Origin of the sequence: Nesterenkonia alba DSM 19423 (assembly GCF_000421745.1) — a bacterium.
Classification (GTDB): domain Bacteria; phylum Actinomycetota; class Actinomycetes; order Actinomycetales; family Micrococcaceae; genus Nesterenkonia; species Nesterenkonia alba.
This window is the reverse complement of sequence record NZ_ATXP01000005.1, coordinates 186,416-202,348: the sequence shown is the minus strand read 5'-3', so window position 1 is coordinate 202,348 and position 15,933 is coordinate 186,416. Positions and strand designations below refer to the sequence as shown.

General features: G+C 63.1%; 9 protein-coding genes and 1 pseudogene. 2 read left to right on the top strand and 8 right to left on the bottom strand.

Annotated elements, in window-relative coordinates; translation table 11 throughout:
* The coding region (locus tag H578_RS15240; protein WP_022872784.1) for an integrase core domain-containing protein at window positions 1-276 on the top strand (276 nt) is incomplete at its 5' end.
* Window positions 277-296: 20 nt separating this feature from the next.
* Here H578_RS15240 and H578_RS16580 read toward each other — a convergent pair.
* A pseudogene (locus H578_RS16580) lies at window positions 297-740 on the bottom strand (DUF6318 family protein); the annotation flags it as partial.
* A 292-nt stretch (window positions 741-1,032) separates the two neighbouring features.
* On the opposite strand from H578_RS16580, the gene H578_RS15535 reads away from it, so the two are divergent.
* On the top strand, window positions 1,033-2,901 hold the full coding sequence (locus tag H578_RS15535; protein WP_156837230.1) for an HNH endonuclease: 1,869 nt from the start codon (window positions 1,033-1,035) through the stop codon (window positions 2,899-2,901).
* Here the strand turns inward: H578_RS15535 and H578_RS0105965 are convergent.
* From H578_RS0105965 to H578_RS0105935, 7 genes are all read right to left on the bottom strand, one after another.
* Entirely contained in the window at window positions 2,888-5,521 is a 2,634-nt protein-coding gene (locus tag H578_RS0105965; protein WP_084709977.1) for a glycosyl hydrolase, read from the bottom strand. The genes H578_RS15535 and H578_RS0105965 overlap by 14 nt on opposite strands.
* Window positions 5,522-5,657: 136 nt before the next feature.
* Window positions 5,658-6,950 (bottom strand): ABC transporter substrate-binding protein, encoded by a 1,293-nt coding sequence (locus H578_RS0105960; RefSeq protein WP_028463997.1) that lies wholly within the window; start codon window positions 6,948-6,950, stop codon window positions 5,658-5,660.
* A gap of 228 nt (window positions 6,951-7,178) precedes the next feature.
* A complete protein-coding gene (locus H578_RS0105955) occupies window positions 7,179-7,514 on the bottom strand; it encodes a DUF202 domain-containing protein (protein WP_022872780.1) in 336 nt (111 codons plus the stop codon).
* A 14-nt stretch (window positions 7,515-7,528) separates the two neighbouring features.
* A complete protein-coding gene (locus H578_RS0105950; protein WP_051130803.1) occupies window positions 7,529-7,861 on the bottom strand; it encodes a YidH family protein in 333 nt (110 codons plus the stop codon).
* A gap of 82 nt (window positions 7,862-7,943) precedes the next feature.
* Window positions 7,944-9,200: an ABC transporter substrate-binding protein gene (locus H578_RS0105945; protein WP_022872778.1), complete on the bottom strand. Its 1,257-nt coding sequence runs from the start codon at window positions 9,198-9,200 to the stop codon at window positions 7,944-7,946.
* Window positions 9,201-9,397: 197 nt separating this feature from the next.
* Window positions 9,398-11,881 carry a hypothetical protein gene (locus H578_RS16180; protein WP_022872777.1) on the bottom strand — a complete coding sequence of 828 codons (2,484 nt, stop codon included), beginning with the start codon at window positions 11,879-11,881 and terminating at the stop codon, window positions 9,398-9,400.
* A 155-nt stretch (window positions 11,882-12,036) separates the two neighbouring features.
* Window positions 12,037-15,852, bottom strand: coding sequence for a right-handed parallel beta-helix repeat-containing protein (locus tag H578_RS0105935; protein WP_022872776.1), 3,816 nt, complete (start codon window positions 15,850-15,852; stop codon window positions 12,037-12,039).
* Window positions 15,853-15,933 lie beyond the last annotated feature (81 nt).

Sequence of the window (15,933 nt, the reverse complement as noted above, 5' to 3'; positions counted from 1 at the left end):
CCCGAGCTACACCACGTGCGCACCCGAGTGAAGACCCCGGGGCAGAACGGGTCCCGTGAACGCGGCTTCGGCACGCTGAAGTACGAACGGCTCTACCTGGACGAGATCGACGACGCGATCGTGCTCGCCGAGCGGGCCGAGGACTACCGGATCGAGTACAACGAGCTCCGGCCCCACGAGGCCATCTCATGGAACCGGCCCAAGGAGGTGCACCTGGGCCTGGCCGACCCCACCACCCCGACATTCAAAACCAAGGAAATCCTGCCAACTACTTGACGCGGGACACTGGCGACGTGATCGCACCAGCCACATGTTTCGTGAGATACCTTCCTCAACGGTTCAGTATCCCCACTCACACGAGCGTAATCCCACGTTTCCCACCAGTACTCCAGAGCGGCTTGGGCCCCCTCTTCGGTGGGTTCGTAGATCTCCTCGGGGATCTGTGGTGCTGGCCAATTCTGGGCAGGACCCTCACTAGAAGCCGGAACCGGGGTGGGCTCAGACTCATCCTGGGCCTCCTCCTGGCCACTGGCCTGCGAGTCAGTGGGGTCAGAGGTGGGCCCACTCTGCTGTGGGCCCTCGCCCTGGCTAAGAGTCACAGCATCCTCAGGGGCGGTGGCGTCGTCGTCGGCTTCAGCCGTCCCACCACACCCGGTCAGAACAAGGAGCCCTGCCCCTGCTACTGCCAGCAGAACACTTCCATTGCTCCGCAGAACACCTCCGCTCTGCGGTGACCACATCATCATTGTTGTTGTCACAAGCAAGCATCCGTTTCCACTATCCGGTTATCCAACCCACACGACAGCCTGAAGGTCCGCTGGTGCTTCCCCGTTCGAAAGCTCCCTACATCAGCTGCCGAGCCTGAATATTAGCTACAGACCCCGACATCTCGCCACCACAATCACCAAGCCTGTGGAAAACACCCTCGGTAGGACATCTTCTACCCCGTGGATTAAGCGACACCCCGCCACCATAGGCCCATTGATCCATTCGAACTTGACTTCGATGGTGATTCGAAGATATATTCGAGCCATGAGCGTTGAGTATATGGACTCCGCTCACTGCAGCGGACCCCAGCACAGCCCGAGCCCTCATGACCGCCGTGCCTCCGCCGAAGTCCGGGCCGAGGCAAAGCTGCGGGATCCACGGACGGTAGTACTTCAGGACCTTGAACACCAGAAACGTCAGGTGGAGGTTCGGCAGGTGTGCTGGCTGTTGGACTACATCGAAAAGACCATTGCAGAAACGGTCACCCGAACACATGACGACTCAACGAACGGCTCAGCAGCACTGCGGCGTGCGGAAGAAGCAGCCGGCAGGGACGCTGCCATCATGTACGCCGCGGAAGCTCTCGGTGTCTCCGAATACCGCGTCAGTCTGATCCACGGGCGGGGAGCCTTCGCACGGAATCAGTTGCCCCAAGTGTGGAAAGCCTTCCTCAACGGTGAGATTCCCCTGGCGAAACTGCTAAAGATCGCCGGCGCAGGGAAGAAGCTCACCACCACAGAAACTTCTCAACTACTAGACGCCCAAGCAGCGGTGCAAGCACCCCGACTACGCAGCCGGGAACTAGACACCTGGCTGAAACGCACCGTGGCCCAACTGGAGCCAGACCAGCATGCGCGCCGGTGCGCCCAAGAATACGCCGAACGTCGCGTCTCAGTAGTTCCCGCCGAAGACTACGAACACATGAGCTGGCTGATGGTGCTACTGCCCACCATCCAGGCCATGCAGATCCGTAACCGCCTCCACGCCGTGGCACGCTCCGCCACCCAGCCCGTGCCGCACAACCCTGTGATCGCCGCGGTCCAGAACACCGCAGCCGCCAGTCCCGCAGGCACAGCGCCCACAAGCACCCCCGCCATGGGAACTACTTCCCATGTCCACCTCAGCGGCACCACTAATGACACCCCCGGCGCACCACACTCCAGCCACAGTACAGACCCAACCCCCAGCCCAGCGGATGCCAACAACGCAGGATTAACCGGCGCTGCACGGCTCCCTGACCACGCCGGGAACACTCACGCAGCTAAGGCACAGGCACCCCGCGGCGGGATGCACGCTGCCGGCGAAGCCGCAGTGCAGGAAGCCATCACCCGGACCGGCGTACTGGCCGATATGAGCAACTTCGATTCGCTACAGCGGCACCTGGCCCAACTGGCCACCCGGCAACGCGTCGAAACCGCTCAAGCCCACCAGCTGAACATCACAGAAGCTTCCCACCACGCGATCCTCAATTCCCGGACACACCCCCACCAGGCACGCACCCGCCCGGCGACCGGCCCCCACCTCAAGGAAACCCGCCCAGAGGAAAGGGGCACCGCCACCGGGGAGCACAACCAACGCAATGGGCCCTCCCGCCGGTGGGAAACAGGAAACCTCCCCTCATCACCACATACCGGGGACCAGCGGAACCTAGGACAGCGCGCCGCAGATATGGCAGCCGCCTGGCTGCTGAACGGAACCACCGAAACCGGTATGAATGTCGATGCCCACATCGGCGTCGTCGTCGCCGCGGAAACCCTCACCGGACAATCAGACCAACCTGCCCTCAGCCGGGACGGCACAGCCGTGATCCCCGCGGCCGGCGTGCGAGCCATGATCGCTGACCCAGCCGTGAAACTCACCTGGCACAGCCTGGTCAGCGACGGCCAAGAAATCCTGCAACATCACTACCACGGCCGCTATCCACCACAACTACTCAAAGAAGCCATCCAGTTCCGCGACGGCACCTGCCAGGCGCCAGGATGCACCGTGCCCGCCGAGAACTGCGACATCGACCACATCACCCCCTGGGCACCAACACCCCAGGGCGGCCCCACCCGAGCAGACAACCTCCAAGCCCTCTGCCGACGCCACCACCGGATCAAAACACTCGGCTGGAACCTCATTCCCCTGTAAACCGCAGCTGCGGAACAGCAAGCAAGCCGGAAGCAACATCGGCCAACGCCAGCTCAAGGGTCTGGATCCCGAAGCGTCGGCCGAAGTTCTCCTCGGCGTCCTGGACAAGCTTCTGCAGCGCGGTATCCGCCGCCAAAGCGTGACTACTGACATTGGCAACCTGCAACTGCAGCTGGTGAGTGGCCCCGGGAGTCACCGCGCCGGTGAGGTCCAACCGGTACGGGGTCTTCCATATGGCCCCGACCTGCTGACCATCGACGCTCACCGTCGCCACCACACCCACCGGAGGCATAATCTCCGCAGAAAAAGAAGCCTCACTCAACCCTGCAGCAGCAGGATCCTCCACCTGATGCGGAGATGCCTCCCCCAGATCGAGCACCACCTGTTGGGCACCCTCAGGCACACTCACCTCCGTGGTGTAGACCGCTGTGCCCGAATAGAGCTCCCGCCCAGGCTGGCTCTCCCACTGGTGAGGGATAGTCACCGGCTCAGGCGCCTCATCCCCAGGGAACTGGACCGTCCAGTCCCGCAGCTCCACAGAGGCACCCTGCACCAAACTCACATCCACGCTCCCCACACCAGCAGGGAGTCCCCGCTCCACCGAAGGTGCTGCCTGCCGGTGCTGAACGAGCACGGCCGCCTCATAAGCCTGCAAACTCAGAGCAATACGGTCCACGCCATCCCACACCTGAACCACCCGAGCAGTCTCCGGATCCCAACGTTCGACGACGCCCCCAGCCTCCACATCGAAACGGATCTCCACCTCAGTCGTCACGTTAGAGGTATTAGCCGCCAGGTGCACCCGCACCGGCCCATCCTCCCCATCGATCTGCCGGGTAGTGACCGCCACCGCATCATTGACCGCTCGAGCCCCGTCACTGAGACCTTCGAGCCACACAGGGGCCCGCTCCACAAACCCGGGAATTTCAGCGGGGTGGGCGATAGCCAGACCGGTGCGGGCGGTGGCTCCGAGGTCAAGCACGGTGGTGCCCTGACGCATCAAAGTGCCCAGCCACTGCCGGGTCGAAGCGGGGATGTCACTGGCATAGGGAAGCACCACGACGTCGAAACGCCCCGGATCCAGGTACTCCACGGCATCATCATCAAACAGATCAAAATCCAGACCGGCAGTGCGAAGCAGGTGCGGCAGTTCGTCCCCGATATAGAGACGCGCCTCCTTATAGAGGTCAATCCGCCCGGCCGCCGCGAATCCGGCGTAGATGTCTCGGGTGGGAAGGTAGATGCCGACGTTGGCCAGGCGGGTGCCTTGGCGCATCAGCCAGCTGAGGCGGTGCAGGGTTTCCCAGAGGGGTTTGGCTGCGCTGGTCCACCAGGCGTTGCGGTCATCGAAGGCTCCCGAGGCGTAGAAGACCCGACCCAGCTGGGAAGGCTCTTCTGGTCGAGGGCTGGTGGGCCACCCATGACCAATGAACTGGTTGATCCCCATCAACAAGTGGTCATGGGCCTCAGCCAGGATGTCTAAGGGACTAGAACGAAACGAGGGCGAATGGTTCCACGTCCAGGTCTCAGAAGAGACCACCTGGTGCCCATAGATCTGCGCAGCAGAAGAAGCCCACCGGGCTGCGGTGATGACATCCCACCCCCAACCCTCTCCTTCGATAGCCCCGGCATACCGGTAAGAACTGATCGTCACCGGAGGCTGACCATACCCCTGGATCCTAAACACCAGCCCCTTTGACTCAGCCCAGGAATTCATCACCGCGATGAAGTTCTCCTCAGCCAACTGGGTTTGAGTCCGATGCCAATCCGCCCGGAACTGGGCATGTTCTTCCGAAGTAGTAGTCAGTTTCCATAAATGACCGGTGGGGTCATACCCCCGCCGGGCAGTGAACTCCTGAATCAGATCCGGGGTCCACCCGGCGTCATAGACCTCTAAAGAATCACAGAAAACCGTGGTGATGTTCTCCACCCCCGCGGCGTGAACCAACGGCTCAGCCACCGCCTGGATATGAGCCCGAGTCGCCTCCGCGCTGAGATGATCCAACACCCACCCCTCAGCCCCATGCCCAGCCCGTTTGACGCTCTGCCCAGAAACCCGGGAAATCGCCACCAACACCGTACGCGGACCCCGCCCCTGCGGGATCAACAGATAGGTACCGGTCTCATCAGACTCCGTGGCTAACTGCTCCACACCAGTCAAGGGCTCAGCCCGGGTACCTTCACCGATATAGGCAGCGATAAACTCATCTGCCGGCCAGGCCACCGGCACCGGGATCCGCTGAGCAGTCAACGGCACTTCTTCCCGGATCCATTCAATCCGCCGCGAAGCAATGGACTCATCAACATGCGGGCCCCCATAGGGCCACCCTGACCCCAGGGTCAGATCAAACCGCAACCCCCGGGCCACCGCTTCCCGAGCAGCAAAACCCACATCCGCTAAAAAAGACTCCGAAAGAAACCGGTCACTACCAGCCCCCATCGGATACACAAACGCACACTCAACCCCACCCAAACCAGCAGCAACCATCTGATCCAAATCCCGAACCAGATCCCCCCGATCCACATCCGGACCAAACCACCACCACCGCATCAACACCCTCGAAGCAGGATCCACAGACCCAAACCCACTACGGAGGTGGTCAATCGACGTCGTGCTCATAGTGTTCCGTCCTCTGAGAGTTGATGGATAAAGGGTGATGATCGGGCATCAGGGAGCGAGCGTAGCGGAGGGGACGGCCGGTTTCCCGGACCGCCCCCTCCGTCAGGGTGGTGATGGTGTCACGCCAGAGCGTGGATCAGCCTTCAGATTCCAGGATGGATTCCATCTCCGCCACCATGGCTTCTGCAGCCTCCCGCGGGGTTGCGTTCCCGAAGAAGACGTTCTGGCTGTTCAAGCTGATCGCGTCCGAAAGACCGGCAAAGCCCAAGGGCAGCATCGGCTCCGGTTCGGTGATCTCGCCTTCAAGGTCAGTGACCAGCTCGGCGGCAACCAAGTCCTGACCCTCGACCTCATCCATGACAACCTCGCGGACGTTCTCATTGGCGGGCAGTCCGCGGTCCATGAGGTTGTGGCGCCCGGCTTCCTCCGAGTTGATGAAGTAGTCGATGAACAGCTGGACTTCCTCGGGGTGGTCCGTGCCGGCGTTGGCACCGATGAGCATGGTGTTCTTAAACCACAGACCATTGTCCTCAGCGTTACCGGTAGAGCTGGGGAACCGCAGCGGGATCAGCTCAGTACCGGAGGCCTCAGTCAACGCCGGCAGCTGGTTGGTCCAGGACAGGCCCAGGGCGGCCCGGTTGGTTCCGATGAGGGAGTCCTCCATCACGGCGGATTCCTCCTCGGCCAGCTCGGAGGCGCTGGGCAGGGCTCCGATCTCCATCCAGTGCTCCAGAGTAGCCAGGTACTCCTCGGCCTGATCCACGGTCATGCCGAGCTCGCCCTCCTCGGTGAAGAGGTGGCCGCCCTGCTGCCGCATCCAGACCATAAGCGTCTGGGCGATCGGGTTGTTCAGGGCGTAAGCACCGGTCTCCTCGTGGATCGTCTCGGCGATCTCCTCGAAGTCGTCCCAGGTCCACGTGGTGTCATCGGGCAGCTCCACGCCGGCCTCATCGAAGAGGTCCGGGTTGGCCATCATCACCAGCGCATTGACCCCCGTGGGGATCGCGTACTGGGCACCATCGGCCTGACCACCTTCGACGATGGTCTCGTCGAGTTCGGAGAGGTCGACGTCGGTGAGTTCAAGCAGCTGACCACGGTCGGCGTACTCACGGATGTACTCGTCGTCGAGCTGGATGATGTCCGGCCCGGATCCACCGGCCATCTGTGTGGCCAGCTGGTCCCAGTAGCCGGCCCAGTCGGCGAATTCACCTTCGATGGAGATGTGCGGGTACTCCTCCTCGAAGTCATCAATGATCGCCTGGGTGTTCTGATGGCGGTGGTCGGAGCCCCACCAGGTGAAGCGAAGTTCGACTTCCTCTTCCCCGTTGGCCCCTCCGTTGCCATCGCCGTTGTCGCCGCCACAGGCAGTCAGAGCGAGTGCACCGACCATACCGGCAGCTGCGAGCTTGCCAAATGTACTGTTCCTCATTGTTTCCCCTTAGGTGAGTGATGGTGAAACGGGACAGTGGCGGGGCCCACTGCTCCCATGTGGTCCGCACCACACTACCGTGATTCATCACACAGGGGTGAATCGTTTCAATATCTTTTCGGCATCATAGGTCTCTCAATGAGGAATCAAACGGGGTGCTCAAGGGGTACCTGAGGTACTGAAGGAGTACACGAGCTACCAGATGACGCCACTGACAAGCACAGCGGACTACGGGCGCACGAGCGTGACAATGAGCAAACCGATGACCCCCAAACCCAGGCAGGCCAGCGTCAACCCCACCGCCGAGGCCACCGGGGGGTTGAGCCGCTCGGCCACAATGCCCGCTGAGGCGCTGCGGTAGCGGTGTCGCTGCCCCAAGGCGAGCACCGCAGCCGTCACCAGCGAGGCGGCAAAAAGCACCATGACAAGCACCCCGTGGTAGTTCAGCCAGCGCAAAGAAAACGCCGCGGCGGTGACCAACAACAACAACGTCCGGTCCCAGGCGAGGATGGTTCGTTCCGGCTGGACCCCGGGGTCCTGGTGGGGTGGATGGGTATGCCGCATTTTCTCCGGCCGCCTCAGAGCAGGATGACGGCCAAGAGCCCGCCGGAGGCTGCCGCCACAGCCGCGCTGACCACCGGGGCAATGAGGGGCACAGGCAGGGGCTTACGACGTCGCAAGCTACGTTCGACATTCACCCACCGGAAGAACGCTCCCACACTCAAGGCAATACCCAGCAGCAACAGAGCCACCGCCAGAGCCAAGCGCACCGCAGGGGGGAAGATCTGCTGGGTGAACGCCTCCACGGCAATACCACCGGCCAGCAGCGCCAGGGCGGTACGAATCCAGGAGAGGAAGGTCCGCTCATTGGCCAGGGTGAACCGGGGGTCCGGATCTTCCCCCTCACCCATTAACCGCCGCTCCCACTCCACGGTGTACTCCCCTCTGCTGAGCCTGATGCGCCGCCGTGCTGCCGGACCGGGCGAAGCCGCCTCACTGGATTTCTGCCATGAGGCTCTCGGCCGCCTCCTCCGGTGTCATCCGCTCGAAGAAGACCTCGTCCTGGTACCGCTCCAGAGTATCGGCCACCTCGGTGAACCCAGCGGCAGGGACCGGCTCGGGCGGGCCGAGCTCGTCTTCGATCTCGGTGATGAACTCAGCGGCCGCCAAGTCGGCTTCGGACATCTCATCCAGCAGCGCATCACGAATCTCCGTATTAGCCGGCACACCGCGGTCACTGAGGTTCCACCGGGCGGCACGCTCGTCATTGATGGAGAAGTCGAGGAAGTCGATCACTTCCTCGGGGTGATCCGTACTGCTAGCGGCAGAGACCACCAGCGTGTTGTACCAAAGCCCGGCGTCGGAGGCATTGCCGGTGGGACTGGGGTAGCGCAGCAGGACCAAATCCTCACCGGAAGCATCAGTGAAGGCCCCCAGCAGGTTGGTCAGGTTAAAGGCCATCGCAGCCTCACCGGTGGCCAGCAGCGACTGGTCCTGACCGGCGCCACGATCCTCCGTCATGGTCTGGGCCTCCGGGAAGGCACCAGAGGTCCGGAAGTCATCCAACAGGGCGAAGTACTCAGCCAAGAGGTCCGCATCGAAACCGATCTCCCCCTCGGCATCCATGAAGTACGCCCCCTGCTGGCGCAACCAAGCCTGGAACAGCCGAGCACCATCAGGTCCAGCCGCACCGTAGGCAGACTCATGGTTCTCCGTAATCTCCTGGGCAATATCCCGGAAGTCCTCCCACGTCCAGGTGCTGTCATCGGGCATCGCAACACCGGCTTCGTCGAAGATCCGGGGGTTGGCGACGATCGCCGGGGAATTGATCCCCTGAGCCAGGCCGTAATAGCCACCATCAACACTGCCGGAGGCGACGACGTCGTCGGGAACGTCACTGAGGTCAACGTCGGAGAGATCGAGCAGGGAACCTCGCTCCACGTACTCGCCGAGGTTCCACACATCCATCAGGATGATGTCCGGGGCGTCGTCGGCGGCCAGCTGTGTGTTGAGGCGGTCCCAGTAGCCGTCCCAGTCGTTGTACTCCACTTCGATGGAGACCTCAGGATTTTCTTCCTGGTAGGCCTCAATAATGTTTTCGGTGTTCTGAACCCGGGTCTCCGAGCCCCAGAGAGCAAACCTCAGCGAGACGGAATCGTCTTGGGCATCAGCCCCGGCGCAGGCACTGAGACTGAGCGCTCCGACGGTCAGCGAGGCGAGAGCGAGCGGCACTATTTTGTTCTGCGGCATGACACAACCTTCTCTCCGGGCGAGCAACAAGAGAACTTCTCTGTTCAATGAATCCCGGTCAATTGAAGCTTATGTGTCACGCCTCACAAGGTCAATAAATCGATTCAACTACCTCGGTATGGCGGCATACGTGGGGAGTATTCAGCCATTGCTCAATACTCCCCACGTACCGCATCAGTCCTCGGCGTGGGCCGGAATCAGTCCTGGGTGTGGGTCAGACGCCGGTTCATCGCCACGATGAAGACACCCAGACCGAGCACCAGCAATCCGCCGAGACCCAACAGCACGCTGGCGCGGGTGAAGCCGGTGGTGGCGAGGTCGTCGTCGCCGGCTTCTGCCTCGTCAGTGGGATCCCCAGTGGGATCCTCAGTGGGGGAGGCCGGGTCCGTCGGCTCACCGGTGTCAGTCGGTGACGGGCTCGGAGACTCGGTATCTGTGGGACTGGGGCTGGGGGACTCGTCGTCGTCGACGATGAGTTCAGTGCCATCACAGAGGTCGAGCTCGGAGTTCTCAATGGTGAGATTGCGCAGCACCAGAGAATCCATGCACACTGCTTCGCGGATGCCACTGTCACGCACCGTGAGGTCCTCAAGGGTGAAGTCGGTGTTGTTGTCGAACTCATCCCGCGCGGAGATCACAATGTGCCCGGGACCCTCCACCTCCCCACCGCTGATGGTGTAGTTGTGGCAGTTCTCCAGCAGCATGGCGTCCCCGCCGGTGTCGCGGATTTCCACGTGGTCAATCTCCACACCCCCGGATTCGGAGACACAGAAAATCCCGCGGCCTCCACCGTCGGCGATCACCTCACCGACCCGGATATTAGTGGGGTACTCGCCGTCGATCATGCCGTTGCGGTTGGCCGTGCGGAAGGTGGCATAGCCGGTGCCAGCTGCTGCACCTTCACCGATGACCGAGCCGATCTCCGCGTTCACGGTGTCGTTGAGCAGTACACCGGAGTACCCGGTGTCCACGGCGGTGACGGTGCCGATGGTCAGCCCGTCCACACCGTAGGTCTCCACACCATGGGCTTCGGTACCGGAGACGTAGACATCGTCGATACTGATGTTGCGAGCTTCACGGACGGAGTCGTCGTCGCGCGAATCGATGCGCATCCCGAGCCCGGACTCCAGGCGCAGGTCGATGTGACCGAAGTGCACATCCGAGGAGGTGCGCAGGTAGACCCCGAAGTTCGGGTTGCCGGTGACGTTGAGGAAGGGAACCTCAACGTTTTCCGCGTGACGGATGGCCACTGCGCCGATGTGCTCCTCATAGCTGAACGGCGCCTCATCCCCGGCCACATGGATGGTGCCGCAGGTCTCGAAGCTGGTGTGGTCAGTCAGCTCAACTGCCACGGAGGCGGGGACGACTCCGGAGCCGCGGACCACCACGCGTTCAGTCTGGCTGCGATCGGCGGTGAGGCTGTCCACGGCGGCCTGCATCGCCTCGTGCATGGAGTAGTCCTCGTAGACGACGTCGCCGCCGTTGGTGGCGCGCCAGAGGTAGCCATCCTGTTCAACTTCGGCATCCCCGGGTTCGGCCCCGCACTGGGCGCTCACCTCCCCATCGGGGATGGGATCGGCAGTACGCGGGGTGACCAGCGGGTCAGACTCGGCGGAGATGCCACCAGCATTGACCGCGATGACGGTGTAGTACCAAGGGTATTCACTGGGCCCCTCGGCGGTGTAGCTGGTGTCCTCGGTGACTGCGAGCCGCTCGAAGCGGCCTTCCGGGTTCAGCGCGCGATAGATGTGGTATTCATCGGCGGCGTCACTCCCGGTCCAGGTGATGGTCACCGCGGAAGCATCGGCGGACTCCACAGCGAGGTCTTCAGGGGTGGCCGGCGGATCAATATCCGGGTCAGCGACGGCCACACTGACTGCCTCGCTGTACCCGGAGGTGGCCCCGGCCTGGGAGGTCTGGGTGATGACGTAGTCGTAGCTATAGCCGAGGTCGACGTCGTCATCGGTGTAGGTCTCCGTTGAGGTGATGCCGATCTGGGTGTAACTCTCCTCTCCGGCAGGCGAACGGTAGACGGTGTATTCGGCAGCTCCGGGCATTTCATCCCAGGTCAGCTCGACGGCAGCGGGGTCCGTGCTGACCTCGGCGGTGAGTCCGGTGGGCGCTTCGACCTGGGAAATGTGCAAACCGTTGATTCGCCCATCGTCCTGCAACGTGACGGTGAGTCGGCCATCATCGACGGTGACTTCAGTGGTGTACTCGGCGTATTCACCGGTGCCGCGTGGCTGCAGCGAGCCGGTGTCCTCTCCGTTGATGACCGCGGAGGTGTTGTTCGAGGCCTCCTCATCGCCGGAGAAGATGGTGACGAAATAGTCGCCGTCGGCCAGGTCTACGTAGAACTCGTAGTCCCAGCTGATAACGAAGTCCTGGAGCATGGCGTCGTCATTGGGCGCCGCCCCCCGGTCCCGGCAGTCGACCTCATGGCTGAGGCCATAGCCGGCGTCGGCGTCGTAAACCGTGGTGGGGGTGACTTCGATATGCCCGTCGGCGACGGGGCCGTCTTCACAACCGAAGTCGAAGGCCAGCATCTCGCCGGGTTCGATGTCTAATTGCGCGGCGGCAGGGGCGGCCGGCAGCGGTACCAGCAACGCGGCGACGGCCGCTGAAGCGGTCAGGGCACCGAGTGTGCGGCGTGGGCGGGTTCGGCGGAGCGAACGGAACACAGCAGTCTCCTCATCGAGGTGCGAGCGGGATTGAAACCATTTAACACCGTATGGTGATCTACCTCACACCTCAAGCGTTCCAGCCCATCGGTTGCGATGAGCATTCACCCATACCCTGAGTGCATCGCCTCCGGGGTCACCCCGCGGGCCTTACATCAGCTGTGCACTCTGCGCGAACGGATGGCCAGAGCCACCCCGAGCAGGACCAACCCGGCAAGAACCAAGGCAGTCCACCCGAGGTTCGCCCCCGTGAGGGCCAGACCATCACCGTCGCGGGCCTCAGGATCTGCCGTCGGAGTCGGGGAAGCCCCCGGCTCATCCTCATCAGGGTCCGCTGTGCCCCCGGGTTCTGTGGGGTCAGCAGGTGCCGTGGGATCGGCAGGACCATCCTCATCGGGGCCCGGCGTCGGCGTCTCAGTTTCCGTAGCGCCGTCAGTCGGCGTCGGCGTCGGGGACTCTTCCTCGACCTCGGTAACTGCGGGGTAGACCTCAATCTGCGTGGGGTTGGGGTTAGCGCTCAGCCGGGCCCCGGTGTCCTCGGGAACCACGTCCGTGAGCTCGAAGAGCCCGTGCATCTGAACTGACCCGTCCTCGGCGATCTCCGGGCGGATCTGGTCATAATCAGTGCGGACGAACCAGTCCTCGGTGACCTGAGTGGGGCGGTCGACGTCGTCGTCCTGTGCAGTGGAGGTGAACGCCGTGCCGGCGAAGCCAGGCAGCGCGAGGGTCTCCACCGCCTGAGAGGACAGCTGACCGTTGAAGTAGTTGGTCACATCGTGGAGGAAACTGTCGTCCTGGTCGCGCAGGTCGAAGTTATCGCGTGCACTGTTGGCAAACGAGATCACCCCGGTGGCCCGGTAGTTAGTGGTCTCCGCGTTGGTGTAGAAGGTCACCCCCGCTCCGGACTGGTCGCTGCGCACCAGCCCGTTGTAGACAGTGGTGACATTCTCCAGCTGCGGGTCCGGGCCCGAGTTGGAGGTCACCCCATTGGCGAGGTTGCCGTAGCTGATGGAGTTACGCAGGATGTGGTCACCGGGCTGGGATTCCCCACCGAGTTTGAACCCCATTCCCTGCGAGGTGCGTTCGACATCCTCGTCCGCCTCCAACCAGCCGTTGTTGAACGCCACCGATTCCTCGATGATCGCCTGACCGATGGGACCTTCGGTGGATTTAGCGTAGAGGTCGTAACCGTCGTCGATGTTGTGGTAGCTGATGGTCCAGCGGAACACGTTGCCCTCACCGGCGGTGAGTTTGGCGGCGAACCCGTCGGCGTCATTGGCCTGAGGGTCGGCGTTGTTATGCGCCACCGAGGAGACCACCGTGTTGTAGCTGGGCCACATCTGGGGCGGTTCGGCGGCCGAGCCGGAGATCTGCACACCGGTGTCCTGGTTGTGGTGGGATTCGATGCGTTCGACGACGTTGTGGTGGCCCTGGATGTGCAGAGGCTTCTGGTAGCCCTGACCGTTGGTGATCTCCAGGTTGTACAGATGCCACCAGTCCCCACGCAGGATGATCCCGCCGCCGGAGGAGTTCTCCAGGTCCAGGGTGGCCCGGGCCCCGGGTTCTGACATCAGGGTGATGGGGTCATCCTCAGTACCGGAGTTACCGCGCTCGATCCGCACAGCCTCCTCCAGGGCGTAGGTGCCATCGGTGAGCACAATCTGCTGACCGGGCTGGGCGTAGGCCACCGCAGTGTGGAGGTCCACCGGGTTGTCTTCGGTCCCGGCACCCTCCTGCGAGGCCTCCGGGGAGACCCAGATCGACTCCCCCGGCTGACCGAAGGCATCGACGGTGAAGCTCAGGCTGATCTGTACCGGGTCGGTGGATTCGAGCTCCTCATTCTCATCGAAGTGCGGCTGCTCGGCGTCCGGGGTCAGCTGGGCGGTGAATTCATTCTCACCCGGCTGAAGACCGCTGAGGCTGACCTCGGCTGGCAGGCCCGGTTCGGCCTCGACGGTCTCGGTGACTTCCTCCCCGTCGGTGTCGAGAATGACGACGTCGCCGTAGACAGTACTGGTCAGCGGCACCGCGAGCTCGCTGTGCGGGGTGGTGGATGTGACATCGGCACTCAGCCGCGGGGTGATGTACCGGGTGGGAGCTTCCTCGGCAGCCTCGTCGTCATCGGGGTGGATGGTCTCGAAGTCCCAGTCGGTGACGGTGACGGCGATGTCCCGAGCGGCGAAGAGCCCCAGGTAGAAGCTGTCCTCACTCTGGGTGAGGAGCACATCGGGGTCGTAGAAGACGACTTCTTCCTCCTCGCCGTCGCGGTGCCAGATGGAGTGGAACCCGGTGTTCGACCGGCGCAGGGTGAAGGTGTAGGTCTCCCCGGTTTCGAACCGCGGCGGGTTGGTGTTGGAGCCGATGGTGTAATCGGGCTTGTAGTCCCAGTCGAAGGCGCGCGAGTCGCTCATGTCCCGTTCGGCGCTGGGCTCGGTGGGTCCACCGGTGTACCCGTGGACGAACTTCCCACCGGGGGTGCCGTAGCGTACGCCTTCCTCTCCACCGGCACCGAATTCGTATTTGGCGGTCATCGTGCCCGCGGAATTGAAGTATCGGGCGGCGGGTTCGTTGGGGATGAAGTCGTCCACGGCGATAATCCCGAAGCCGGACTGGTTGTCCTTGCCTTCGGCGTCGTCAACAAAGAATTCAGCGGTGAGGGTGAAGTTCTCAGTCTCGGGGTCGATTTCGGTGTAGTGGTACCAGAAGCCGTCCTCGGAGTCGGCGATCTTGCCGTTATTGCCGATGAGGTCGAACTCGATGGTCCCGTCCTCATGCTCGGTGACCTCACCACCGGAGCCCACGCCGGCGTGGGCAGTGTCCCACCGCTGGACTTCGCCGGCCACAGTGAACTCACTCGGCTCGGAGGTGGCGGTGTCGTCCCCGCGGACAGCGGTCACGGTGACCTCGTAGCTCTCTGCGACGGTGAGATCAGCGATCTGAGCTTCGGTCTCGGTGACCTCGGCGGCGTCGTCGTACTCTTCGTCTCCGGCGGCGCGCACCGCCACGGTGTAGCTGTCGGCCTCGTCCACCTCATTCCACTGCACGGTGGCCACAGCAGTGTCCCCGTCGACCTCAGTGGTGAGTACCGAGGTGATCTCCGGGGTGCCCAATGGCAGGATGAACCCTTCGTAGCGCTCCGGGGCGGAGAGGATCGGGGCGTCTTCGCTGTGCCGTTCGAGCTGGACTTCGACCTCGTAGTCTCCGGAGGCATCCGGGGTCAGGGCGATGGTGTCGGCCTCTGACGGGGAGACGGAGATCTGCTCGTCAACCACCTCACCGGTCTCATCGAGGAGGAATGCCCGAGCCAGGTCCCCTCCTTGGGGGCCGACGACGCCGGCGTAGCTGACCTGGATCTGGGCAGGGTTGTCCTCTGCCACCGTGAGGTTTTCAATGATCGGGGCCTGGACTTCGTCCCAGGGCGTGGTCTCGGGCAGAGTACCGGGGTCGCCGATCTCCATGGCGTAGATGTTCACCCCGGAGTCGGGGGAGGCGATCCAGTAGGTGCCATCCTCCTCGATGGTGAATCGCTCAGCGGGCAGGATCTCCCCGGCGTTGCCACGGTAGGCGGGCACGGTGTCTAGTTCGGTCCACTCGGCGTCGTAGAGCCCCAGTGCGCGGTCGGCATCCCCGCCGCCGGATTGGGCGTAAACGGTGACGGTCTCCCCGGCTTCGGCGTCGAACTGGACCGAGCGGCCTTCGGCGTCACCGGCGCCGTTGAGCTGCAGCCGTTGGGTGAAGGTCTCGCCGGTCTCAGAGGACCGGCTGTGCTCACTGACCGTGACCTCGGCGGTGTCGCTAGCCCGGATGGTGAAGTCCCCAGCGGTGAGGTCCTCGGTGTGGTCCCCCAGGGGGAGGTCATCGGCGCGCAGGGCGCCTGCCGTATCCCCGGCGGCAGGGGCTGTGCTGATGAGCAGCAGGGAAGCGGCTGCCACCAGGCTCACCGGCACGCGGGCAGAAGGGGCTCGGTGCATCAGAACTCTCCTCATTGAGATGCGAGTGATGTGATCCGCTCCTCACGCTATGCGTGATACAGATCACACCTCAAGAGTCCT

What these genes read in the sequence shown, in the direction of transcription:
- H578_RS0105950 (WP_051130803.1), bottom strand. Translation starts at nt 7,861, where the DNA reads ATGGGTGAGGGGGAAGATCCGGACCCCCGGTTCACCCTGGCCAATGAG.
- H578_RS0105960 (WP_028463997.1), bottom strand. Translation starts at nt 6,950, where the DNA reads ATGAGGAACAGTACATTTGGCAAGCTCGCAGCTGCCGGTATGGTCGGT.
- H578_RS0105955 (WP_022872780.1), bottom strand. Translation starts at nt 7,514, where the DNA reads ATGCGGCATACCCATCCACCCCACCAGGACCCCGGGGTCCAGCCGGAA.
- H578_RS0105945 (WP_022872778.1), bottom strand. Translation starts at nt 9,200, where the DNA reads ATGCCGCAGAACAAAATAGTGCCGCTCGCTCTCGCCTCGCTGACCGTC.
- H578_RS0105935 (WP_022872776.1), bottom strand. Translation starts at nt 15,852, where the DNA reads ATGCACCGAGCCCCTTCTGCCCGCGTGCCGGTGAGCCTGGTGGCAGCC.
- H578_RS0105965 (WP_084709977.1), bottom strand. Translation starts at nt 5,521, where the DNA reads ATGAGCACGACGTCGATTGACCACCTCCGTAGTGGGTTTGGGTCTGTG.
- H578_RS15535 (WP_156837230.1), top strand. Translation starts at nt 1,033, where the DNA reads ATGAGCGTTGAGTATATGGACTCCGCTCACTGCAGCGGACCCCAGCAC.